Source organism: Vibrio sp. FF266 (genome assembly GCF_041439695.1).
Taxonomy (GTDB): Bacteria; Pseudomonadota; Gammaproteobacteria; order Enterobacterales; family Vibrionaceae; genus Vibrio; species Vibrio tasmaniensis_A.
The window spans coordinates 35,427-57,968 of record NZ_JBGOOO010000004.1 but is presented as its reverse complement, the minus strand read 5'-3'; the positions used below and the strand labels follow the sequence as shown (position 1 = coordinate 57,968).

Here is a 22,542-nt window from a genome sequence, read left to right as displayed (position 1 = left end):
GCGCTACAATACTGCTAATTACGTTTCTAATTAGAATTCATAACCTGATGAGCAAAAAAGACACCGACTTCGATGACGATTTCGCCCTGTTCAACGATGCAGTAAAGGGCGTTAAAAAGTTGCAACAGGATACCATAGTCCAGCAGCCAAAAAGAAATGCCAAGCAAAAAGAAATTACTCGAACGGCAAGACAAGCCAGTGATAGCGAGTTTTATTTCTCGGATGAGTTCATTCCGCATCTTAGCGAAGAAGGGCCGACACGTTATGCACGCGATGATGTCTCTAAATATGAGGTGAAGCGCTTACGTCGTGGTGTCTATGTACCGGATGTGTATCTTGATATGCACGGTATGACTCAACAAGAAGCCAAACGTGAACTTGGGGCTATGATTGCACACTGCGTGAAAGAGAGCGTAGCTTGTGCCTGTGTACAGCACGGCATTGGTAAACACATCCTTAAACAGAAAGTGCCTTTGTGGTTAGCGCAGCACCCAGATGTGATGGCTTTTCACCAAGCACCTTTAGAGTTCGGTGGCCATGGGGCGCTACTGGTTTTACTTGCTATCCCAGATAAATAGCCATCGACTTGCTCTTTATTCTAAAAAGTACGTCCAGCACCTTGTCGTTTGGTCGAAATAATCCGTTAGAAACAACAAAGGGCATCTCAATAATCATGAGGTGCCCTTAAATTTATCTTGAGGAAACGGGCTCAGCTATGGATTAATGTTCCAAAGCAACTCGCCTTTTTGTTTTTCAAGGTCGAATTCAATACACGCGAGCCCTGAGGTTGGGAACATAGGTGGCGCCATGCCCGTCGCAAATTCAGCCGTTAAATAGCCCACTAGAGGTAAATGAGAAACAAATAAAATGGTCTCTAGCTTTTCTACTTCAGCCATTGCTATGGTCAAATCAAACACATCGTCAGACATTCCGTAAGGCGTAATGTCATCACAGGTTTCTACTTTCTTTCCAGAAAACGCTTGAGAGATTTCTAACCACGTTTCTTGTGCCCTCAAGTAAGGGCTCACAAGCACTTTATCGAACTGGCTAAACCCTTGCTCATTTGCAGCTTGTGCTACCGCAAGAGACGCCATTTTACCGCGCTTCGTTAACGCACGTTCTGCATCCGAGTTAGCAAAATGTTCTGCTTCACCGTGGCGCATTATGAATATTTTCATGTTCAGTCCTGTCTACGTAACATTTCGAAAGTCGATATATCCCATATCAGCGATACGCTACTTAGCGTTTGGCTCTCAAACTAGAGAAACCGCAGTCTATATAAATAATTATATCAAGTCACTTGCTAAAGAGTTCGACTTTCTTAACAATCTTATTAAAAGAAAATAAATCACTGATAAAAATCGATAAAAGTGATTTAGAAGTCGCCAAAAAGCACTTCATATCCCAAAATATGATCGCGAGGTTTGCACCTTAAATCATCGCGTACATAATTTAAAAACCACCTTCTCTGGAGATGCATCTGTGCATTTAAGCCCTAATGATGAACATCAATACCGTTACGTAACATTGGATAACGGGTTGAGAGTACTGTTAGTTCACGATCAGAACGCTCAAAAAGCTGCAGCCGCACTCGCCGTTAATGTCGGGCATTTTGATGACCCTACAGACCGAGAGGGTTTAGCTCACTACTTAGAGCATATGCTATTTTTGGGAACTGAAAAGTATCCAAAGGTCGGAGAGTTCCAAAGTTTTATCAGTCAGCATGGTGGTAGCAACAACGCTTGGACAGGAACCGAACACACCTGCTTCTTTTTTGATGTTGAATTGAATGCCTTTGAAAATGCACTCGATCGCTTCAGCCAATTTTTTACCGCCCCCCTGTTCAACGAAGAAGCCTTAGACAAAGAACGCCAAGCCGTTGATTCAGAGTATAAAATGAAATTCAACGACGACTCGCGACGATTGTACCAAGTGACCAAAGAGTTGGTGAATAACAATCACCCATTCTCGAAGTTTTCTGTCGGTAATATCGATACGTTGGGTGACCGAAACGGCGAGACGATTCGACAAGAGATCTTAGCTTTCCACCAGCAGCAGTACTCTTCAGACTTAATGACACTGACGCTGTCTGGCAATCAATCACTGGACGAGATGCAAAGCTGGGTTGAAGAGCGTTTTAGCTCGATCACCAACCACAAACTACAAGGCAAGAAGGTTGAAGTACCGATTGTTGGCGAATTAAGCACGGGTGTACAAGTACACGTTAAACCGATCAAAGAAGTGCGCAAACTTATCTTAACCTTCCCAATGCCAAGCATGGATGAACACTACGGTATTAAACCATTATCGTTCTTTGCACACCTTATCGGTTACGAAGGCGAAGGCAGTTTGATGATGCAACTCAAAGAGAAAGGCTGGATTACTTCCCTCTCAGCAGGTGGCGGCGCAAGTGGCAGTAACTATCGTGATTTTACGGTCAGTTGCTCATTAACCATCGAAGGTTTAACCAAAACCGATAACATCATCCAAGCGGTGTTCCAGTACATTAAGTTGATTGAACAACAAGGTATTGAAGAGTGGCGTTACCTCGAAAAACGGGCTGTTTTGGAATCAGCCTTCCGCTTTCAAGAGCCCTCAAGACCACTTGATGTCGTCAGCCATCTCGTTATCAACATGCAGCATTACCAAGAGCAAGATGTAGTGTATGGCGATTACAAAATGTCGCATTTCGACGAAGAGTTACAACGTTCTCTGCTTCCTTACTTAACCGTCGACAACATGCGGGTCACCATTGTTGCTCAAGGGTTCGAATATGACAGAGAAGCGAAATGGTACTTTACGCCCTATTCGCTCACACCATTTAGCGCTGAGCAAGTTCAATGCTTTACATGCATTAACCCCGGCTGGCAGTTTGAGCTCCCAAGCAAAAACCCATTTATTTGCTACGACTTAGACCCTGCAGAGCTCGAAGGTGACGCTAAGCACCCACAACTGTTAGAAGAGCTGGACGGCTTTAAGTTATGGCACCTCCAAGACCATCAATTTCGAGTTCCAAAAGGTGTGGTGTATATCGCTATAGATAGCCCACACTCAGTTGCCACCCCGAGAAACATCGTTAAAACACGCTTGTGTGTAGAGATGTTCTTAGACTCGCTTGAAAAAGATACGTATCAAGCTGAGATTGCTGGCATGGGCTACAACATGTATACCCATCAAGGTGGTGTCACACTTACTCTATCTGGATTTAGCGAGAAACAGCCACAGCTGCTCAATATGATTCTTGAACGTTTCCAAGCACGCGACTTTAGTTCAACACGATTCGAAACGATTAAGCATCAATTGCTCAGAAACTGGAATAACGCATCGCAAGACCGTCCTATCTCGCAGCTATTCAATGCGATGACGGGAATCTTACAGCCAAATAACCCGCCCTATTCCGTCTTAATTGAAGCGCTGGAAACAATAGAAGTCGACGAGCTTTCTTCTTTTGTTCAAGCTATTTTGGCTGAACTGCATGTCGAAATGTTTGTGTATGGTGACTGGAAAAAATCCGATGCGAACAAGATGGCTGAAACGCTAAAAGATGCCCTGCGTGTTCAAGACCAAGCTTACGAAGAGTCACTGCGCCCTTTAATCATGCTGGGTGATAACGGTAGTTTCCAACGCGAAGTGGTGTGTAATCAAGATGATTCAGCCATCGTGGTTTACTACCAATGTTCAGATATATCACCTACAAATATTGCACTGTATTCATTGGCCAACCACTTGATGTCAGCCACTTTCTTCCACGAGATTCGTACCAAGCAGCAGCTAGGCTATATGGTCGGCACTGGTAATATGCCATTGAACCGACACCCAGGTATTGTGTTGTATGTGCAATCGCCTAATGCAGCCCCAGCAGATCTGTTGGCTTCAATAGACGAGTTCCTCAATGCCTTTTACATGGTATTGCTAGAGCTTAACGACTATCAATGGCACAGCAGTAAACGCGGTCTTTGGAATCAAATTTCAACGCCAGATACCACCTTGCGTGGTCGCGCTCAACGCTTATGGGTTGCGATAGGCAATAAGGATTTGGAATTCAATCAGAGGGATCGTGTGTTAGAAGAGCTCAAAGGTCTGACTCGCTCAGACATGATGCGCTTTGTGGTTAGCCAACTAAAACCTCGTACAGCGAATCGTCTGATTATGCATGCGCACGGCAATGCTCATAATGAAGAAGAGAAGTTGTCGGCAGGTGTTGAGATTGGCTCAATTGATGAGTTTCAGTTGCGTCCTAAAGACTGTGAGCTTGGTTAGTCGTTCTTATTAAAAAGATCAGAAGGTTGATGTGAAAGCATCAACCTTTTTTATTGAATGCAGCACAAGAGCAGATCTCCTATTACGCTCCTTCGTCGCTTTAGGAGATGACGGTAGTTTTGATTGAGTTGTGTTTGACCACTTTCCTAATTAACACAATAGCTTACTTGTTACATCTCAATCGTCATTCCCGAGAAGGAGAAACGACTGAGTCGGGAATCTCCTTCTTTTGCATACTCCCATAAAAATGAAGCCCGCATCAATTGCTTGATACGGGCTTTATAATCAAAGTGCTAGAAAGTTACTAATAGAAAGAGTTACTTGTAGAAAGACTCATCCAACCCTGCACGTGTCAGTAGGCCATCACATGGCGCGAAACGATCACCGTACTTTTTGGCGAAATCGTTCATCATCTCTACCAGTGACTTAATACCGAGTTGATCCATATAACGGAACGGACCACCTAGGAATGGCGGGAAGCCGATACCGAAAATAGCACCAATATCGCCATCTCGCGGGCTACGGATAATGCCATCATCCAAACAACGAACCGCTTCGTTGAGCATAGGCAGTACACAGCGCATTGCGATATCGTTGTCGCTTAGCTTAGGTTCAGGTTGCAGCTTAAGCAGCTTGTAAACTGACTTATCGACTTCCTTCTTTTTACCTTTGTAAGTGTAGAAACCTTTGCCTGTCTTACGGCCTTTACGGTTGTCATTCAAAAGAATGTCGAACACATCAGGGCCTTGGAAACGTTCGCCTAATTCATTGACCAGAATCGGGATGATCTTCGCACCGATATCAACACCCACCTCGTCTAACAAAGTAATTGGGCCTACCGGGAAACCGAAATCCAACAATGTGCTGTCGAGCTTTTCAATCGGCTCATTTGCCAATAACAGATGCGCCGCTTCATTCATGTACGGAGCAAGGATACGGTTCACGTAGAAACCTGCCGTGTCTTTAACAACAATCGGCGTTTTACCTTGCTTCTTCGCTAATGCAACCACCGTCGAAATCGTCTCTTCTGACGTTGTTTCATGAGGAATAACTTCAACCAGTGGCATTTTTTCTGCTGGGCTGAAGTAGTGAAGACCGACTACGTTTTCTGGTCGCTGCGCCTTCTCTGCAATCTTATGGATTGGCAGTGAAGACGTGTTGGTCGCAAAGATAGTCTCTGACTTGGCATTGGCTTCAATGTCTGCAACCATTGATTGCTTAAGGTCGAGATCTTCAAATACCGCTTCAATCACCACATCCGTGTGGTTAAAACTCGTAAAGTCGATGCCACCAGACAGTTGTAACATCTTACTCTCAAGGCCAGCTCGGCTCAGAATACGACGTTTACGTTGCTTATCGAACAACTTGTAATTGTAGTTAAGTGCATTGAGCACACCTTCATTAGACACATCTTTAATACGAACCGGTACTTTCGCTTTAGCAACACTGACGTGGCTGATACCAGCGCCCATTAGACCGCCACCTAGCACACCAACACGCTTAACCGCTTTCGGTTCTGCGTCTGCGCCGTGTTCTTTTTTCATTTCAGTCGTTGCAAAGAAAATCGAACGAAGGGCTTTGGATTCTGCGGTCATCACCAATTCAGAGAAACGCTTCGCTTCGTACTGAAGACCTTTATCAAAGCCGTTCTCTAAGCCATAACGAATCACATCAAGAATCGCATCAGCGGCTGGGTAATTACCGCGTGTTTTCTGATTGGTCTTCTTTGAAGCCTGTTCAAAAATAACCTTGCGACCAAGACCCGTACGTGAAATTAGTTTTTCTTTGGCCGAAGCTTGGCTTTTAGACGCCAAGCGCTTACCTTTTTTCCCGCCTGAGTTCTTTTCAACAAAGCTCTTAGCCACTTCCAGCAAGATAGTTTCTGGCACACAAGCATCCACGACACCTAGCGATTTCGCTTTTTTAGCACGCAGTTGCTTACCCGTAAGAATAAGGTCAAGAGAAGGCAGTAAACCGATAAGACGAGGAAGACGTTGCGTACCACCAGATCCTGGTAACAGACCAAGTTGGACTTCTGGCAGACCTAAGCGAGTCTTATCTGAATCAGTACATACGCGGTAATCACACGATAGTGCCAGCTCTAAGCCACCACCTAAACATGGGCCGTGAATCGCTGCAACAACAGGATAAGGCAAATCAGAAAGTGCTTGGAACATCTCCTGCCCCTGACGAGCAAGAGATTGCGCTTCATCTGCTGTCTTGCAAGCATCAAGCATTCGTACGTCAGCGCCAGCAATAAAATTATCTGGCTTCAATGAATGAACGATTAAGCCTTTAACTCGGCTTTGCTTTTCCTTCAACTGCTCGAAGATTGCTTTCATTTCTTCGGCAAATGCCGCTTGTAGCGTGTTCATTTTTTCGTTTGGTACATCGATCGCAAGCCATGCAATATCTTGGTCATCGATAGTTAAAGAAAACGCGGTCGCCGGTTTTACGGCTTCATCATTTGAAACCGTCTTATCACTTTTAGATACAGTCACTGGCTTTGAACCCGTTTTTTTGACTGCTTTCTTTTCTTTTTTCACATCAAGAGTCGTAGACATTATTCCACCTCCAAGATCATTGCTGCACCTAAGCCACCAGCCGCACAAGCAGTATTCAATGCTAGGCCACCACCACGACGTTTAAGTTCACGCAGTGTCTGAGTCATCATACGCGCGCCAGTCGCTGCAAACGGGTGTCCGTAAGCAATTGAGCTACCCAGCACGTTGAACTTCTCCATATCAATCTCACCGATCGCTTTGTCACGGCCAAGATTCTTCTGAGCAAATTCATCGCTTGCGAACATTTTGACGTTAGCCAGAACTTGAGCTGCAAACGCTTCGTGCATCTCGATAAGTGTTAGGTCTGATAATTCTAGTCCTGTGTTCTTCAATACTTGAGAGGTCGCGTACGTCGGCCCCATCAGCATATCCGTTTCAACACCAATCGCTGAGAACGCGTAACCACGAATGTAACCAAGCACTTCTAAGCCTAGCTCTTTCGCTTTTCCTTCGCGCATCAACATCACTGCGGCACCGCCATCGGTAAGAGGCGTGGCATTGGCTGCCGTTACACTGCCGTATTGTCTGTCGAATGCAGGGCGCAATTTAGCGTAACCTTCAACCGTCGAGTCGTGGCGAATGTTGTTGTCTTCTGCTAGGTACTTTTTATAAGGCGCGGGGAATGCCGTCATCACTTCGTCTTTAATCTTGCCTTCTTTCCATGCTTGAGAAGCCAAAGAGTGAGAACGGTGAGCAAGTGCATCTTGAGCTTCGCGAGTAATACCATGTGTCTTAGCCATCTGCTCAGCAGTTTGTCCCATAGACAAACCTGTCGAGTATTCTGCGACTGCTGGTGGTACTGGCATCAAATCTTTGACTGAAAATGTTTTAAGAATCTTCAGTTTTTGACCTATGGTTTTCGTTTTACTCAGTGCTAATAAGTTCGCCGCTAACTTTTTCGAAACACCGATTGGCAATACAGAAGAAGAATCCGCGCCGCCCGCAATACCAACATCAATCGTGCCAGCCATAATGCTCTCGGTCACGTTGACTGCAGCTTGGAAGCTAGTCGCACATGCTCGCGTCACACTGTAGGCATCAGTATTAATGTCCATGCCTGTACCCAGCACGATTTCACGTGCAATGTTCGGTGCTTCTGGCATTTGCACTACTTGCCCGAACACGACTTGTTCGATAAGCGCAGGATCGACATCAGTTCTTGCAAGCATTTCGCTCACCACCATTTTGCCTAGGTCAACCGCAGGCACTTGGCTAAATTCTGTGCTCTGACGAGCGAATGGGGTTCGTAGTCCAGCGACAACGGCAACACGTTCTCCAGAACGCGTTTTGACTTCCTGTTTGCCCATGGTTTCTCCTTAAGGTTAAGAGGTCTGACCTGAATCATTGTAAACAAGTTGTTAATTAAATCAAACAGGCGTTTAAATAAACGTGATACGAGTATCCCACTGCTTGAAAATCTAACTGAACATTCAGGCGAACCTTTTTGAGGGAAAGGTTGTCGTAAGATACTAAACTATTGCAAGCAAAGCTGTTATCGCTATGTAAGGAATGGTTTTCTTGAGGCAAAAAAAAACCACACAAAACTGTGTGGTCGGAATGTATATAAAGCAATTAACTTAACGCCAATTGAAATAATCAGTTTCCTGATTAGGAGAAAGTAAAGTCAGCCTTCAAAAGGAAGTGTCGTCTTGCTCAACATGCTAGCCACGAATGACTAACTAGACGACAAGGTGTACTATAGCGTTTTCGAGGGCTTAAATTTTGAAGTAGATCAATTTTAATGTGATTTTACGACTTCCTGCCGACGTTAGCCCTAAAAACGAAACAGCATATGTAACGAAGCACAACGTATAGAAGACAGCTATACGCAGAGCAATTATGGAGGCTCGTGTGTCAATAATAAAAATGTTTGGAAAGAAAACAGCCAAGCGTCCGGTCAACTCTGATATGGACAAACAAAGAAAATACGAAGCACTCGTGCGCGCCTATCATCGTGACCTCTTTCGCTATGCCTATTGGCTATGCAAAGACAAAAGCATTGCCGAAGATTTAGTTCAAGAAACTTGCCTTCGTGCATGGAAGTCACTCGATAGCCTACAAGATGAAAAAGCCGCAAAGTCATGGCTGATTACTATCTTGCGCCGCGAGAATGCTCGACGTTTTGAACGCAAACAATTTGATCTGGTTGATATCGACGATCATGGTAACGATGCTAGCATCAGTGATGACCCACATCATCAACACCAATGGTTGCAAGCGCAGATCATGAAACTTGAAATCGAATACCGTGAACCCCTCTTCTTACAAGTGATTGGTGGTTTTAGTGGTGATGAGATCGCCGATATTCTCGATCTTAACAAAAATACGGTGATGACACGTTTATTCAGAGCTCGAAATCAGTTGAAAGAGATGCTGGATACAGAAGAGGCAGAGAGGGGGCAACATAATGGATGATTTGGAATTTCGTCGTCGTGTATTGTCGGAACCTAAGCAACGTACACAAGACATTATTGATGCAGCAGCGAATAGTGAAGCCAATAGTAATTTCTTAGACGATGTACTATCACTTGATAAGCAAATCCATTCAGCATTGAATGTGGATGTGCCAGACGATCTGGCAGATCGTATCCTATTCAATCAGACCTCAAGCGAAGAGAGCAAAGTAGTAAGGCCTACGTTTGCTCGACGAGCGATGGCAATGGCTGCTTCTGTGGCATTCGTTGCAGGTTTATTGGTTGGTCAAGTCAACTGGAGCAACGCGTTGGTATCTCCAGCTCAAGCAAGCTTGGCGGATACTGCAATGAAACATGTTGTTGATGAAAAGAGCTTCGTTAGTGCACTTGATGAAAATGTATCATCTCAACAAATCAACGCAAAAATGAACCCGTTTGCTTTTCAGTTTGATGAAGCCTTCCCTTACCACGTCTATTACCTGAACCACTGTGGTTTTGGCAAATCCAACGCAATGCACATGGTTTTCCAAGGCGAAAAAGGCAAAGTCACGCTGTTTTTAACTGGCATTCCGACTGACAAGTCTATCGACTTTGATGAAAAAGGCATGTCAGGCTCGGTAACACCGATCGATGGCAGCAGTTTGATCCTTGTAGGGGAAGATGGCGAGGATGTATCTAAAATCGCCGAAAAGCTGACAAAAATGATCAAACCAATGAGCTAATTTGCTCTCAAAGCCCCGTAATAAAAGGCCCAGCAAGTATATCACTGATATTGCTGGGCTTTATTTATCAATAAATCGCAAAACCATTCACCACACCAATACCTCTAGAGTTAAAACTCTAAAAAACAGCATTTCTCTCCATTTTCGTGCCAGATAGGCGTCATTTCCATAATTTTACCCTCAAAATTTCCAATGGTCGGATTTGTATATCGTATACTTCCGAATAGGATCAGCCAACATTGAGCAATTGCTCAAATTAATCGCCCTGTAGAGGCGGATATATAAAGGAATAAATGAATGACTACCAACAACACGCGTCTGTTTAAAAAGTCTCTTTTAGCAGTAACAATCACACTGGCATCTTCGCAAGCGATGGCAGCAGGTTTCCAACTTAACGCACAATCAGCAACCGGCATCGGCCGTGCTTTTGCTGGTGATGCAGTAATCGCAGATAACGCGTCAGTAATGGCACGTAACCCTGCAGCAATGGCACTATTTGATAAAACTGAGCTATCTCTTGGTTTTGAAAGCATCACTTCAATGATTGAAGTCAACGACGTTAACTACGTTGGTGGCAAAGTTCCGGTAAATAATACTGATGATGTAGGTGACACATCAATCGCGCCTAACATCCACCTTATCGTTCCAGTAAATGATAAATTTGCTTGGGGTATCAATGCCTACTCAAACTTCGGTACTAAAACAGAGTTTGACGACAACTACCCGGCAGCTGAATACGGTGGCTTAACGGATGTTAAGAGCGTCAACTTTGGTCTTGCAGGTTCTTACCGACTAGACGACCAATGGAGCTTCGGTGCAGGTTTAGACCTTATTTATGGTCAAGGTACGATGAAACGTACCGCTGGTGCTGGTTTTGGTAAAGGAAATCCATCTAAGGGAATTCCACCGGCAGGCACCTCTTTATTAAACGTCGACAAAGCTGATGGTTGGGCTGTTGGCTTTAATGTTGGTACCGTTTACGAATTAGATGAAAACAACCGTTTTGGTCTAGCGTACCGTTATAGCCCTGAAATCACCGCTAAAGATGACAAGGGCCAAGAAATCACGCTACCACTACCAGACATCGCTGAATTCTCTGGTTTCCACAAAATTGAAGATACTAAGTTCGCAGTTCACTACTCTGTACAATGGATCGGCTGGGGTGACTTCGACCAGATCGAATTTAGAAACTTAGATCTAGCAACATCACCAGTTGGTGGGGCAAATGGTAGCTACAATAAAGAATACAAATGGCAAGATGGTTGGCACTACGCAATTGGTGGTACTTACTACCTAAACGATACGTGGACACTACGTACCGGTTACATGTATGACACCAGTGCGCAAGACGAACTGACATCTATCTCTGTTCCGGATTCAGACCGTCAGTGGTTCTCTGCTGGTTTCACTTACCACATTGATACCGCTTCAAACGTAGACTTCGGCTTTACATACTTGTTAGGTGACGATGTGAAGGTTTCAGAAACCTCTTCAGGTACGCCACTAACAGCGACGACACATGCTGATGCAATCCTATTAGGTCTTCAGTACAGCCGCAGCTTCTAATATAAAATTAGCTATAACCCCAAAGGGTCGCATTATGCGACCCTTTTTTGTTTTCCTAAACCACTGACCAACCTAAATTTAAGCTTACAACTGTAGCCTGCAGAGCAAATATACAGCTACAGGTGTACGCTCAAACCTCGCAACACAGCCGAAACATTTAGATGATTTCTCTAATAATTAAACACATTTGCTCATTTAATCCCTAAAACACTGTTTTATTCGAATTTCATTTTTAAAGTAATAACTCTAAAAGTAGAATCACGCCACTAAATACTTATGATTCAGTGAACATAATAATGAAAATGAATAAAACTCTTCTATCTTCTGCAGTGGCAGTTGGATTACTTTCGACTTCTACCGTAACTAACGCGGCAGGTTTTCAACTAGCAGAATACTCAGCAACAGGTTTAGGCCGCGCTTACGCTGGTGAAGCAGCAATGGCTGACGGTGCAGACGCGCAATGGCGTAACCCTGCTATGCTGACTTACCTAGAAGGCACACAGGTTTCTGTGGGTGGTATCTACGTTGACCCAAATATTGATATTGAAGGGACTTCTACAACTCCTCGCGGAAAAACAACATCTAACTCTAGTGACTTCGCGCACAGTGCTTTTATTCCAAATTTTTATGCTTCTCATAAGTACAATGACAAATTTGCGTTGGGTTTTGCTGCAGGCACAAACTACGGTATGGCAACGGACCTGGGTAAAGACTTTGGTGGTGCAAACCATGGTAACGAAGCAAGTGTGACTACTATGGAGCTGAACTTGAACGCTGCATACCAGGTACTAGAGAGTGTTTCTATTGGTGGTGGCGTACGTTACATCATGGCTGAAGGTAGCTTTGGTGCAGTATCAACTAAAAACTCTCTTATTCCAGTGAAGTCTGGTACCTCTTTGAAATACATGGAAGGTGATGACACGGCATGGGGTTGGCAAGTTGGTACCGCTTGGGACATTAATGAAGACAACCGCCTTGGCTTTACCTACAAATCAGAAGTTGACCTGACTTTAGAAGGCTATGCAAAAGGCTTTGGTTTCAACCCAACAAAACCAGAAGCACACAAAAGTGGTTCAATGGACCTCGCTCTTCCGGCAACAGCTGAACTTGCTAGCTTCCACCAGCTGACAGACACTGTAGCGGTTCACGCAAGTATTAACTGGACGAACTGGAGCAGCTTTAAAGAGCTTGTTGCTGATTTCCCTGGCGAAAAAAGCGTAGAGATCAAGCAAGAGAACTGGGAAGACAACTACCGTTTTGCAATCGGTACTACTTACCAAATGACCTCTAAACTAGCACTGCGTTCTGGTATTGCCTACGATACTTCAGCGGTAAGCGAAGAGCACCGTACTGCGACGATCCCAGAAACAGACCGCACTTGGTTAAGTATCGGTGCGGGCTACCAATGGTCTGAACAGCTAACTCTGGATGCAGGCTTCACTTACATTCTAGCGAAAGACGCGAAAATGCATGAAAAAGATCCAAAAGCAGATTACTTTGGTGGTAGCTTCGAAGGCGAAGTGACAGGCAGCATCTGGTTAGTCGGTATCCAAGCTAACTACCGCTTCTAGACTAGTTACCTAATTATCTACTTACCGAAAGGTAGAAAAGTAGAAAACATTAAAAAGGCTCGATGTTGAATTAACATCGAGCCTTTCTCTTATCTGCTTATCTAAGCTTTGTATTTAGTAATCTTCGAGATACTCATCAATGAAATCTTCCTCCTCAAGATCAACCTCTTCTGGCTCGATCTCAGCTTTAAAATCTTGACGTTGGATGTAAATATCACGAGTCAAAGCATATGGATCTGGAGAGTCATCTAATAAGGCTTCTTGCGAGGCCAACTGAGCACGTGTTTCCATACCTTCAAAGGCCCACTTCCCTAACTTTGCCCAAAAGGTAAACAGAGACAAAGGTACATATAAGCTATCCACTTGCTCTGTTACTTGTCGGGTCGTCACAGGGCCATATCCCGGCAGCATAAAATACGGTCCATTCCCTACCCCATAATGACCAATCGCATCAGAAAACGACTTTTCGTCATATTTGGTGATCCCCGCTTCGCTAGCAATATCAATCAGACCAAGAAGACCAAAGGTAGAGTTAATCCAAAAACGATTGAAATGATCGAGCGCTTTCCCACCATTACCCATAATGAGATTATTGAGCATACTTGATGGCTCATCTAAGTTGGCTAAAAAATTGGAAATACCAGAGCGAATTGGTACAGGGGTATAGTCAACATAGGCAAGAGAAACAGGTCGAACCAAATAAGGGTCGAGATACTCGTAGTTGATATCCCACATCGCTCGGTTGAAACCTTCAAAAGGGTCGTTCGGATGGGACTCTTCTACATATTCAGAGGTTTCGAGGTTATCACCGCCATTGCTTTCATCTGGTACGCTCGAACAACCTACCGTTAAGCTTGCGATGAAGAGTAAACTCGAAAGTCTTAAAACACTGATAGACATATCACCTTTTCCATAAGGAATAATAAAAAAGGCCAGCAATCGCTGGCCTCAATTGGTTGCGTAAGTCTATACCGTTTTTTAATAAATCGGAATAGCTAACACCTATGCAAAGTAATGATTAATATTGCTTATTGATATCAATGGTAACTGGGGCACCCAGTTCAACCACTTCACTTTCACCGTACCAATCACCGTCTCGAGTTGAAACGTTACCATCTGTATCAAGCCTAGCTCTAACCATTAGAGTTTCAAGGCTGGACAGCTTCTGCCCTTCCAACATGCTGTTGCCATCATCAAGAACGACAGTACGAGGGAAAGTTCCTAGCGGATAACGAGCCGCAGCAATCGGCATTGGTGAGCCGTCTGCTCTGTGCACTGATACAACTAACACTGAACTAGGGGCAGCATTCACATCACCAGATAATTCAAGCGTTACAGCAACAGTTTTACCTTGGTCAACGCCCATAGCATTGCCCATTTTCTTCTGTGCACTTTCAATACTGCGCGACAACATTTCATAGCGACTGTCTTGTGGACCAATCATCTGTTGCATGATGCTCCAGTACTTAACAGCACCTGGGTAGTCTTGACGCTCAAACGCATCAAACGCTAGCAACGAGAACACACGAAGATCAACATAGTCGTTTTGAATCAAACGGCTCAAAATTAAACGAGCTTGGTTTTGATCCGCATCATCAGGTGAAAGCATCAATGCTTGTGCATAACCTAGCTGAACATCTTCATTCTTTGGCTCAAGCTTGTAAGCTCTTTGCATCGAATCTTTCGCAGTTTCCGCGTCGCGGTTAGCCAATGCAATACGACCTAATAGTAACCAACCTGTCGAATCTTTTGGTTGATAGTGCAGACGAGTACGAAGTGCCAGAGTCAAGTCTTCTAGTTCATCATCCGTTAATGCACCACCTTCCGATGACATTAGCTTTTTAGACAACTCAGGAAGGTTTGAACTCACTTCTTGCCAGTGTTGGACTTTATCCAGAGCACCAAACTGAAAGTACATACCATATGTAACAACCACGACTAGGACAATAGATGGTACTACGACGCCCAATGTTGAGATTTGGGTCTTCTTCATCTCTTTCTGCGCAGGTACATCATCAAGTAGAGACTGTTTCAAATCAGCGATCAGCTCTTGTTGGTTATCAACAAGGCCTTCTTCTGCTTCTACTTCGAGCTCAACGAGACGATCTTTATAGAATGCTTTGTTCAACTCGTCGCGAAGCATTTCATCATTGTTCGCCTTCTTATTTATGAAGGGCAGAACAATTAAGAAAATAGCTGCTAGCGAAAGGATAATGGTAGAAATCCAAAATAGAGTCATTACTTCTTATCTCCGTCGTTCTCTTCATCGAGTAACGCTTTTAAACGAGCTTCTTTGTCTGCATCCCAGTCTTTATCTGACTCTACTGCTTTCGACTTTGACTTTCGGCTTCGTAAAATGATCAAACCGAAACCAAACACGACTACCGCAAACGGACCAACCCAAAGGATTGATGTGGCTAATGTGAGTGGTGGGTTGTAAGTAACAAAGTTACCGTAGCGAGCAATCATGTAATCAATGATGTCTTGCTTCGACTTGCCATCTTTTGTCATTTCATACACTTTTTGGCGTAAATCAACCGCAAGCTCTGCGTTCGAATCACCAATGGTGTTGTTCTGACATTTAGGGCAACGCAGCGTGTTGCTTAGCTCTTTGAACTGCTGCTCTTGATCAACGGTATCAAATTCATGAAATTCGATAGGCGCAGCAGAAACAGTCGCCGAAATAGCAAATGTAGCGAATAGAGCAATCAGTGTCTTCTTAATCATTTCGCTTCCTCCAACAACTCTTGGTACATCGGCTCAAGCGTCGATGCCCAGTTAGTTGGGTTCACGTCACCAACATGGCGATAACGAACTACGCCGTTAGCATCAATGAGGAAAGTCTCTGGAGCGCCATACACACCAAGGTCAAGACCTAGCATGCCGTTACCATCGAACAGGCTGATCAAGTATGGATTGCCCAGCTCTTTTAACCAACCTACCGCTTTATTGCGATCATCTTTGTAGTTAAGGCCAATAATCTTAACGCCTTGACCCGCTAACTTATTCAAGTAAGAGTGCTCTGCATAACAAGTAGGACACCAAGTCGCCCACACATTTAGAAGCAGTGGCTCACCTTTAAAGATAGCTTGATCATGGAACTTACCCGGTTGCTCTAAGTCTTCTAAACCGAACTCAGGTACTGGCTTACCAATCAATACCGATTCAAGTTTAGTCGGGTCATCGCCCGACTGGTTACGCATTAATTGAGTCGCAAAGATTCCAGCTAGAACCATGAACGCAATCAATGGAATGAATAAAATCTTCTTGTTCATTCGAATTAAGCCTCCTGCTCTTTAGTAGACTTTTTCGTTGGCTTACGGAAGCGGTAACGACGGTCACTGATAGCAATAACACCACCAATCGACATAATCAGAGAACCAGCCCAGATCCAACGTACAAATGGTTTGTAGTAGATACGCACAGCCCAAGATTTATTGTCGTCTAAACGCTCACCCATTGCGATGTAAAGGTCGCGCGTTACGCCACGATCAATCGCCGCTTCTGTCATCATCGACTTAGCGGTTGTGTAGAAACGTTTTTCAGCGTGAAGCGTGTTGATGTATTTGCCTTCTTTGGTAATTTCAAAGTCAGCAATGTAACCATCGTAGTTAGGGCCATCTTTGTCACGAACTCCTGTAAACAGGAAGCTGTACTCTTCAAGTTGGTAGCTTTCACCTGGTGCTAAGCGTACGTCACGTTCGATGCTGTAGTTTTGCACCATCGCAATACCAATCACTGTCACGGCCAAACCAATGTGACCACACATCATCGCCCAGTGGCTACGAGGTAGCTTAGTCAGGCCTTTCAGGAATGTATGACGGTGTGTCGCACGTTCATGAAGCTCAAAGCCATGCATGAAGATAATCCAGAATGCCATTACCCAACCGGCAAAAGCGGTACCGCTGAAACGGTCAGCCAAAATCGTAACCATTAGCGCACTTAAGCCCAGTGAGAATACACCTGAGATCAGCATAGGTTTAACGAGCTTAGATAGGTTGTCACGTTTCCAACGGATCAGTGGACCGATACCTAATAGGAACGAGAACGGGATCATTAACCAGAAGAACAACATATCAAAGAATGGTGCACCGATAGATACCGAGCCCAAGCCTAACTGTTTATGAACTAATGGCAGCAAGGTACCAACTAACACAACCACAAGTGCAGCAATCAATAGGATGTTGTTGCCGAGTAGCGCGTTTTCACGAGAAACCAAATCGAAGTTACCACGTACACGAACCGATGCGCCTTTAACAGCAAACAACAACAGTGAACCACCGATAACGAACACTAAGAAACCTAGAATAAACATACCACGGGCAGGATCCGACGCGAATGCGTGAACCGATACCAAGATGCCCGAACGAACTAAGAATGTACCTAGTAAGCTTAGTGAGAATGCAGAGATAGCCAGCAAGACTGTCCAAGCTTTAAATGTGCCACGCTTTTCGGTTACCGCTAGTGAGTGCATTAGAGCAGTACCAGCTAACCAAGGCATGAATGAAGCGTTTTCTACTGGATCCCAGAACCACCAGCCACCCCAGCCAAGTTCGTAGTAAGCCCACCATGAACCAAGTGCGATACCTACTGTTAGGAATAACCAAGCAGCGATTGTCCAAGGACGAGACCAACGAGCCCATGCCGTATCTAAACGACCGCTCATTAGAGAAGCGATTGCAAAAGAGAACGCTACCGAGAAACCTACATAACCCATGTAAAGCATTGGCGGGTGAATAATCAAACCCGGATCTTGCAGTAGTGGGTTCAAGTCACGGCCATCAACAGGGAAGAAAGGCAATGTACGTAAAAACGGGTTAGACGTTACGATAATGAACAGCAAGAAGCCGACAGTAATTAAACCCATAATCGCCAGTACGCGAGCCACAGACTCTTGAGGCATACCACGACTAAACGTTGCAACTGCTACCGTCCAACCCGCTTGGATTAGAACCCAAAGCAGTAGTGAGCCTTCATGAGCCCCCCAAACCGCGGTAATTCGGTAGTACCAAGGTAGTTGGCTATTCGAGTTACTTGCTACGTATTGAATCGTAAAATCATTTGTGTAGAACGCGTAACACAAGATAAAGAACGAAATCGCTAGGAATCCGAACATACCCCACGACAGCGGTCGTGCACTGTTCATCAATAATGTGTTATTTCGAGCGGCTCCATACAGTGGGAGCACGCTTAGCAGCAGTGCAAGTCCCAAAGACAGGATCATCGCAAAATGGCCGATCTCGGCTATCATTGAGCATTTCCTTCTTTTTGTTCAGTCGTGTATTGCAAAGGCTCATGAGTTTTCTTCATTGCTTCAGCAACTTCAGAAGGCATATATTCTTCATCGTGCTTTGCCAACACCTCAAACGCTTCAATTGTCGTTGCATCCTTAAGGACACCTTGAGCAACAATACCTTGGCCTTCACGGAAAAGATCAGGAAGGATGCCATCATATAGAATCGTCACTTTAGGGCCTACATCAGCCAAATCGAAGCTAACACGCAATGATTCATTGTCACGGCTTACAGAGCCGACTACAACCATGCCACCAATACGTAAGCGTTGACCCACTTCAGGTTTTTTACCATCTTTGCCGTTGACTAGCTCGGTTGGTGTATAGAACAGATCCATGTTCTGGTTAAGTGCATAAACCATCAATCCAACAGTTGCACTGATACCAAAAAAGATCGCTAAGATAATGCCTAGCCTCTTTTTGCGTCTTGGGTTCATAGAGTGTTCTCCATATTTTTTGCTGCATCAATACGAGCTTGACGGTCAATCTTAGCTTGTACTTCATTTAATAATTGCTTACCACGACGAACGCTTACGACCAGTAAAATGATCATCGCGAGGAATGTGATTCCAAATGCACTCCATACATATGAGGCGTAGCCACCCATGGCAAAGAAATCACTCAGAGATTCAAAATACATAATTACCTACCCTACTACGCTTTATTAGCCGCTAGCTTGCGAACCCATGGACGGTGACTCTCTTTACTGATGATTTCGTTTCTAAAACGAACCATAGTCACAGCACCAAAGAAAAAGGCAAAACCGAAGATGTTAAGAAGAAGCGGCCATAGCATGTCACTTGAAATAGAAGGCTTATCAAACTTAGTAATTGTTGCGCCTTGGTGGAGTGTGTTCCACCACTCTACTGAAAAGTGAATGATAGGTAGGTTGATGACACCAACGATGGCCAAAATACCGGCTGCTTTTGCTGCGGTTTTTTGGTCGTCAAACGCATGGTGCAGTGCAATAACACCTAAATATAGGAATAGAAGAATCAGCTCTGAGGTTAAACGTGCATCCCAAACCCACCAAGCACCCCACATTGGTTTACCCCAAACAGCGCCAGTTAGTAACGCAATAAAGGTAAATACAGCACCGATAGGCGCCATAGCCAACGCAGCCATGTCTGACAGCCTTACCTGCCATACCAAACCGATAAAGGCGGCAATTGCCATCGACATGTATACACCCATAGACCAAATTGCAGACGGAACATGGATATAGATAATTCGGAAGCTATCGCCTTGCTGGTAATCAGAAGGGGCAAATGCAAGCCCCCATACAGTACCGGCGGATAGACACAATAGCGCTAGGATCGAAAACCATGGCAGAAGTTTACCAGCAAGCTGATAAGAGGTTTCTGCTTTAGCGTAGGGATGGAGCCATTTCCACATGTTGTAATCTCACTCTTACTTCATATTGCTTACAGCTATCACAGCTATAATTATTATAATTTATTTGGCTTACAGCTTCTTTCAGTGACTCTAGGAGTTTGAAGGCTTTAAATAGTTCACTTTGAACATGCAAAGTGCTAGTGAGTGCGTAGTTAATCTTAACCAGGTAATTAACTAGTTAACACTCACTCTCAGTGCTGCACTGATGGCAAATGGGGTGAGCGTCATCGCGCCCATTAACATTGCCCCTAACACCGCTAATTGTCCGTTATACGCAACGCCTAACGCTGCGGCATCAATCGCTGATGTAGCAAATATAAGAATTGGGATATACAACGGCAAAATAAGCAGACTTAACAGCACACCACCTTTTTGTAACCCAACCGTTAAAGCCACACCAATCGCACCAATAAAGCTTAATGCAGGCGTACCGACCGATAACGTTAAGACTACCGATAACCAAGTATCGAAATCCAAGGACAGCAGTACCGCCAACAACGGACTGATCAATATTAATGGTAACCCTGTCAATAACCAGTGCGCTATGACCTTGGACAAGACTACCAACTGCAACGGGATGGGCATCAACATCATCTGCTCAAGCGCGCCATCTTGAAAATCATCACGAAACAAACGCTCTAAAGAGAGCAATGCAGAAAGCAAAGCCGCTACCCAAACAATACCTGCAGCAATACGTGCAAGTAGGTTTGGCTCAGGGCCGATACTCAATGGGAAAAGGGTGATGACAATAATAAAAAACCACAGAGGGTTAAAGATATCGGCTTGGCGACGAAATGCGATCAATAGCTCACGTCGGATGATCGTTGTCATTGAAGAGATCATATTACTCACCCAACTTTATTTTTCTTAGTTTCGGGCTATCAGCAAACATATCTTGGTGTGTGGTTAATAACACAATGCCACCGTTATCTGCATGCTGAGAAAAAAGAGACTCCAAAACCTTAACACCCTGCTTGTCTATTGCAGTCAGCGGTTCGTCTAGAATCCATAACATTTGCTTACTCAACCAAAGACGAGCCAATGCCACACGGCGCTGTTGCCCCGCTGAAAGTTGCCCTGCTGGTACGTCTTCTCTACCAGCAAGCCCCACTTGAGCCAATGCATTGTAAAGTTCTTCCTTACTCGTTCCACTGCTGTGAATCGATTGATAGAAGCTCAGATTTTCATAGGCACTGAGCTCGCGTTTCACGCCAGTTTGGTGACCAAGAAAAAGCAAATTTTGGTGATACATATCTCGGTTCGACTCAATAGATTCGCCATCCCAAGAGATAGTGCCGTCATCGCGGTCGCCTAGCCCGGTGATAATCCTAAGGAGTGTCGTTTTCCCAGTACCGTTACGACCTTCAACTTGAACCAGTTCACCGGGTTTCAATTGAAAAGACAACGATTCAAACAGAACCCTGTCGTCACGAATAGCAGTTAAATTTGAGACTTCTAGCATAGGTAAATTTAGTCGAGTAATGAGGGGGCTATAGTAGCACACCAATAAGGTGACAAAACAGGACTAGGCGTTTTCGAAAGGACAAACTCCGTAAGAAACTGTTACCACCGCATCACAATTTACACATTTTCATCAACAAACAATATATTGCATTAGATACAAATACTTATAAACATCGTTCTATATAGGTATAACAGGCACAAAAAAAGAAGCCGAAGCTTCTTTTAAGAGGTGTACGTGATGAACATCAATTGCTCATTACGCAGTAAGCGCTAAATTTAACGACGTCGAGTCGGGTCTCTACGATCACGAGAGGATGCAGGTGGTTCATCATACGATGAAGGGTTACTTCTTAACGAAGGGATTTTTTCCTTACCTGCGAGCTTATTCTGCAGAGACATCATCAGCTCAGCTTCTGCCTTAGGTAATTCACACTCTTCGATCAGTTCGTTTATCCCAGCACCAAGCTGAACCATTTTAGTTGCACGTGTATACAAACGCCCATCGGTGTCCGCATGTTCCAACTCAACAATACGTTCATTCAAGTGTTTTATCAGATCTTGCTGTTCCGTCACTTTCTGACCAAGGCCAACCACAACAGAGCGAACTTCAAGTAATTGCTTACTCGATTTTTGAAGCTCTTTGTCCAAGTTACGAACTTGCAGGCGTGACGTATCGATCTGCTTTTGAATTGCACTTTTTACTTTGCTAATCAAAATCACGATGAATAACGTAAAAACCCCAACTCCGACTATCAGAGCAATAGGGTTTAAAGGAAGCGCTTCAAACATTACAGGTGAGCCATCTCATCCCATTCGTCTTCACTTAACAGCTTGTTCAGATCGACTAAGATAAGAAGCTTGCCATCACGGTTACTAACACCTTGGATGAACTTAGCACTTTCATCAGTACCAACACTTGGTGTCGTGTCGATCTCAGAAGAACGCAGGTAAACAACTTCAGCAACACTATCTACTAAAATGCCAATAACTTGACGCTCAGACTCAATAACGATAATACGTGTGTTATCTGTGATTTCACCTTGCATCAAACCAAAACGAGAACGAGTGTCAATAACAGTAACAACGTTACCACGCAGGTTGATAATACCTAACACGTAGTCTGGAGCACCCGGTACTGGAGCAATCTCGCTGTAACGCAATACTTCACGTACTTGCATTACATTGATGCCGTAAGTTTCTTCTTCTAGTTGAAATGTCACCCATTGAAGTACTTCATCATTTGTTTGATCTTTTCTTACTTCAACTTCACTCATATGAGACATAGATAATCCT

Annotated in this window: 21 protein-coding genes; 6 read left to right on the top strand and 15 right to left on the bottom strand. The window is 44.3% G+C overall.

Annotated elements, in window-relative coordinates; translation table 11 throughout:
- The first annotated feature begins 47 nt into the window (after nucleotides 1-47).
- The gene (smrB, locus tag ACED59_RS04920; RefSeq protein WP_009848510.1) at nucleotides 48-578 is read left to right on the top strand and encodes an endonuclease SmrB; all 531 of its coding nucleotides are present in this window, start codon (nucleotides 48-50) and stop codon (nucleotides 576-578) included.
- Nucleotides 579-713: 135 nt separating this feature from the next.
- Here smrB and sixA read toward each other — a convergent pair whose 3' ends face one another.
- Nucleotides 714-1,178 carry a phosphohistidine phosphatase SixA gene (gene sixA / locus ACED59_RS04915; RefSeq protein ID WP_012603460.1) on the bottom strand — a complete coding sequence of 155 codons (465 nt, stop codon included), beginning with the start codon at nucleotides 1,176-1,178 and terminating at the stop codon, nucleotides 714-716.
- 304 nt (nucleotides 1,179-1,482) lie between these two features.
- Between sixA and ACED59_RS04910 the strand changes: the two genes are divergently transcribed.
- Complete coding sequence (locus tag ACED59_RS04910; protein WP_017099184.1) at nucleotides 1,483-4,260, top strand: insulinase family protein; 2,778 nt, start codon at nucleotides 1,483-1,485, stop codon at nucleotides 4,258-4,260.
- A 317-nt stretch (nucleotides 4,261-4,577) separates the two neighbouring features.
- Here ACED59_RS04910 and fadJ read toward each other — a convergent pair whose 3' ends face one another.
- Both fadJ and fadI read right to left on the bottom strand, forming a co-directional pair.
- Nucleotides 4,578-6,824 (bottom strand): fatty acid oxidation complex subunit alpha FadJ, encoded by a 2,247-nt coding sequence (gene fadJ, locus ACED59_RS04905; RefSeq protein WP_017099183.1) that lies wholly within the window; start codon nucleotides 6,822-6,824, stop codon nucleotides 4,578-4,580.
- Nucleotides 6,824-8,131 (bottom strand): acetyl-CoA C-acyltransferase FadI, encoded by a 1,308-nt coding sequence (gene fadI / locus ACED59_RS04900; RefSeq protein ID WP_009848514.1) that lies wholly within the window; start codon nucleotides 8,129-8,131, stop codon nucleotides 6,824-6,826. Before fadI ends, fadJ begins: the two co-directional genes overlap by 1 nt.
- 559 nt (nucleotides 8,132-8,690) lie before the next feature.
- Between fadI and ACED59_RS04895 the strand changes: the two genes are divergently transcribed.
- From ACED59_RS04895 to ACED59_RS04880, 4 genes are all read left to right on the top strand, one after another.
- Nucleotides 8,691-9,239 (top strand): sigma-70 family RNA polymerase sigma factor, encoded by a 549-nt coding sequence (locus ACED59_RS04895; RefSeq protein ID WP_009848515.1) that lies wholly within the window; start codon nucleotides 8,691-8,693, stop codon nucleotides 9,237-9,239.
- Nucleotides 9,232-9,960, top strand: coding sequence for a DUF3379 domain-containing protein (locus tag ACED59_RS04890; protein ID WP_009848516.1), 729 nt, complete (start codon nucleotides 9,232-9,234; stop codon nucleotides 9,958-9,960). The genes ACED59_RS04895 and ACED59_RS04890 overlap by 8 nt, the downstream gene beginning before the upstream one ends.
- A 297-nt stretch (nucleotides 9,961-10,257) precedes the next feature.
- Complete coding sequence (locus ACED59_RS04885) at nucleotides 10,258-11,526, top strand: outer membrane protein transport protein (RefSeq protein ID WP_017099182.1); 1,269 nt, start codon at nucleotides 10,258-10,260, stop codon at nucleotides 11,524-11,526.
- A gap of 296 nt (nucleotides 11,527-11,822) precedes the next feature.
- Nucleotides 11,823-13,097 (top strand): outer membrane protein transport protein, encoded by a 1,275-nt coding sequence (locus ACED59_RS04880; RefSeq protein WP_029224080.1) that lies wholly within the window; start codon nucleotides 11,823-11,825, stop codon nucleotides 13,095-13,097.
- A 114-nt stretch (nucleotides 13,098-13,211) separates the two neighbouring features.
- Here the strand turns inward: ACED59_RS04880 and ACED59_RS04875 are convergent, their stop codons facing one another.
- The 12 genes from ACED59_RS04875 to ACED59_RS04820 form a co-directional block, all read right to left on the bottom strand.
- The gene (locus tag ACED59_RS04875) at nucleotides 13,212-13,997 is read right to left on the bottom strand and encodes a VacJ family lipoprotein (protein ID WP_009848519.1); all 786 of its coding nucleotides are present in this window, start codon (nucleotides 13,995-13,997) and stop codon (nucleotides 13,212-13,214) included.
- Nucleotides 13,998-14,115: 118 nt separating this feature from the next.
- The gene (gene ccmI / locus ACED59_RS04870; protein WP_012603452.1) at nucleotides 14,116-15,336 is read right to left on the bottom strand and encodes a c-type cytochrome biogenesis protein CcmI; all 1,221 of its coding nucleotides are present in this window, start codon (nucleotides 15,334-15,336) and stop codon (nucleotides 14,116-14,118) included.
- A complete protein-coding gene (locus tag ACED59_RS04865) occupies nucleotides 15,336-15,824 on the bottom strand; it encodes a cytochrome c-type biogenesis protein (protein WP_009848521.1) in 489 nt (162 codons plus the stop codon). Before ACED59_RS04865 ends, ccmI begins: the two co-directional genes overlap by 1 nt.
- Complete coding sequence (locus ACED59_RS04860) at nucleotides 15,821-16,372, bottom strand: DsbE family thiol:disulfide interchange protein (RefSeq protein WP_009848522.1); 552 nt, start codon at nucleotides 16,370-16,372, stop codon at nucleotides 15,821-15,823. Before ACED59_RS04860 ends, ACED59_RS04865 begins: the two co-directional genes overlap by 4 nt.
- Nucleotides 16,373-16,377: 5 nt before the next feature.
- A complete protein-coding gene (locus ACED59_RS04855; RefSeq protein ID WP_009848523.1) occupies nucleotides 16,378-18,348 on the bottom strand; it encodes a heme lyase CcmF/NrfE family subunit in 1,971 nt (656 codons plus the stop codon).
- On the bottom strand, nucleotides 18,345-18,827 hold the full coding sequence (gene ccmE, locus ACED59_RS04850) for a cytochrome c maturation protein CcmE (protein ID WP_009848524.1): 483 nt from the start codon (nucleotides 18,825-18,827) through the stop codon (nucleotides 18,345-18,347). Before ccmE ends, ACED59_RS04855 begins: the two co-directional genes overlap by 4 nt.
- The gene (ccmD, locus tag ACED59_RS04845) at nucleotides 18,824-19,030 is read right to left on the bottom strand and encodes a heme exporter protein CcmD (protein WP_009848525.1); all 207 of its coding nucleotides are present in this window, start codon (nucleotides 19,028-19,030) and stop codon (nucleotides 18,824-18,826) included. The genes ccmE and ccmD overlap by 4 nt, the downstream gene beginning before the upstream one ends.
- A gap of 14 nt (nucleotides 19,031-19,044) precedes the next feature.
- Complete coding sequence (locus ACED59_RS04840; RefSeq protein ID WP_009848526.1) at nucleotides 19,045-19,785, bottom strand: heme ABC transporter permease; 741 nt, start codon at nucleotides 19,783-19,785, stop codon at nucleotides 19,045-19,047.
- A 174-nt stretch (nucleotides 19,786-19,959) separates the two neighbouring features.
- Nucleotides 19,960-20,628 (bottom strand): heme exporter protein CcmB, encoded by a 669-nt coding sequence (gene ccmB, locus ACED59_RS04835; RefSeq protein ID WP_009848527.1) that lies wholly within the window; start codon nucleotides 20,626-20,628, stop codon nucleotides 19,960-19,962.
- Nucleotide 20,629: 1 nt separating this feature from the next.
- On the bottom strand, nucleotides 20,630-21,247 hold the full coding sequence (ccmA, locus tag ACED59_RS04830; RefSeq protein WP_009848528.1) for a cytochrome c biogenesis heme-transporting ATPase CcmA: 618 nt from the start codon (nucleotides 21,245-21,247) through the stop codon (nucleotides 20,630-20,632).
- Between the two features lie 278 nt (nucleotides 21,248-21,525).
- Nucleotides 21,526-22,038 (bottom strand): DUF2802 domain-containing protein, encoded by a 513-nt coding sequence (locus tag ACED59_RS04825; protein ID WP_017099180.1) that lies wholly within the window; start codon nucleotides 22,036-22,038, stop codon nucleotides 21,526-21,528.
- On the bottom strand, nucleotides 22,038-22,532 hold the full coding sequence (locus ACED59_RS04820; protein ID WP_009848530.1) for a chemotaxis protein CheW: 495 nt from the start codon (nucleotides 22,530-22,532) through the stop codon (nucleotides 22,038-22,040). Before ACED59_RS04820 ends, ACED59_RS04825 begins: the two co-directional genes overlap by 1 nt.
- Nucleotides 22,533-22,542 lie beyond the last annotated feature (10 nt).

Coding starts and splice junctions, on each gene's coding strand:
- smrB (WP_009848510.1), top strand. CDS start 48: ATGAGCAAAAAAGACACCGACTTCGATGACGATTTCGCCCTGTTCAAC.
- sixA (WP_012603460.1), bottom strand. CDS start 1,178: ATGAAAATATTCATAATGCGCCACGGTGAAGCAGAACATTTTGCTAAC.
- fadJ (WP_017099183.1), bottom strand. CDS start 6,824: ATGTCTACGACTCTTGATGTGAAAAAAGAAAAGAAAGCAGTCAAAAAA.
- fadI (WP_009848514.1), bottom strand. CDS start 8,131: ATGGGCAAACAGGAAGTCAAAACGCGTTCTGGAGAACGTGTTGCCGTT.
- ACED59_RS04895 (WP_009848515.1), top strand. CDS start 8,691: ATGTTTGGAAAGAAAACAGCCAAGCGTCCGGTCAACTCTGATATGGAC.
- ACED59_RS04890 (WP_009848516.1), top strand. CDS start 9,232: ATGGATGATTTGGAATTTCGTCGTCGTGTATTGTCGGAACCTAAGCAA.
- ACED59_RS04885 (WP_017099182.1), top strand. CDS start 10,258: ATGACTACCAACAACACGCGTCTGTTTAAAAAGTCTCTTTTAGCAGTA.
- ACED59_RS04880 (WP_029224080.1), top strand. CDS start 11,823: ATGAAAATGAATAAAACTCTTCTATCTTCTGCAGTGGCAGTTGGATTA.
- ACED59_RS04875 (WP_009848519.1), bottom strand. CDS start 13,997: ATGTCTATCAGTGTTTTAAGACTTTCGAGTTTACTCTTCATCGCAAGC.
- ccmI (WP_012603452.1), bottom strand. CDS start 15,336: ATGACTCTATTTTGGATTTCTACCATTATCCTTTCGCTAGCAGCTATT.
- ACED59_RS04865 (WP_009848521.1), bottom strand. CDS start 15,824: ATGATTAAGAAGACACTGATTGCTCTATTCGCTACATTTGCTATTTCG.
- ACED59_RS04860 (WP_009848522.1), bottom strand. CDS start 16,372: ATGAACAAGAAGATTTTATTCATTCCATTGATTGCGTTCATGGTTCTA.
- ACED59_RS04855 (WP_009848523.1), bottom strand. CDS start 18,348: ATGATAGCCGAGATCGGCCATTTTGCGATGATCCTGTCTTTGGGACTT.
- ccmE (WP_009848524.1), bottom strand. CDS start 18,827: ATGAACCCAAGACGCAAAAAGAGGCTAGGCATTATCTTAGCGATCTTT.
- ccmD (WP_009848525.1), bottom strand. CDS start 19,030: ATGTATTTTGAATCTCTGAGTGATTTCTTTGCCATGGGTGGCTACGCC.
- ACED59_RS04840 (WP_009848526.1), bottom strand. CDS start 19,785: ATGTGGAAATGGCTCCATCCCTACGCTAAAGCAGAAACCTCTTATCAG.
- ccmB (WP_009848527.1), bottom strand. CDS start 20,628: ATGATCTCTTCAATGACAACGATCATCCGACGTGAGCTATTGATCGCA.
- ccmA (WP_009848528.1), bottom strand. CDS start 21,247: ATGCTAGAAGTCTCAAATTTAACTGCTATTCGTGACGACAGGGTTCTG.
- ACED59_RS04825 (WP_017099180.1), bottom strand. CDS start 22,038: ATGTTTGAAGCGCTTCCTTTAAACCCTATTGCTCTGATAGTCGGAGTT.
- ACED59_RS04820 (WP_009848530.1), bottom strand. CDS start 22,532: ATGTCTCATATGAGTGAAGTTGAAGTAAGAAAAGATCAAACAAATGAT.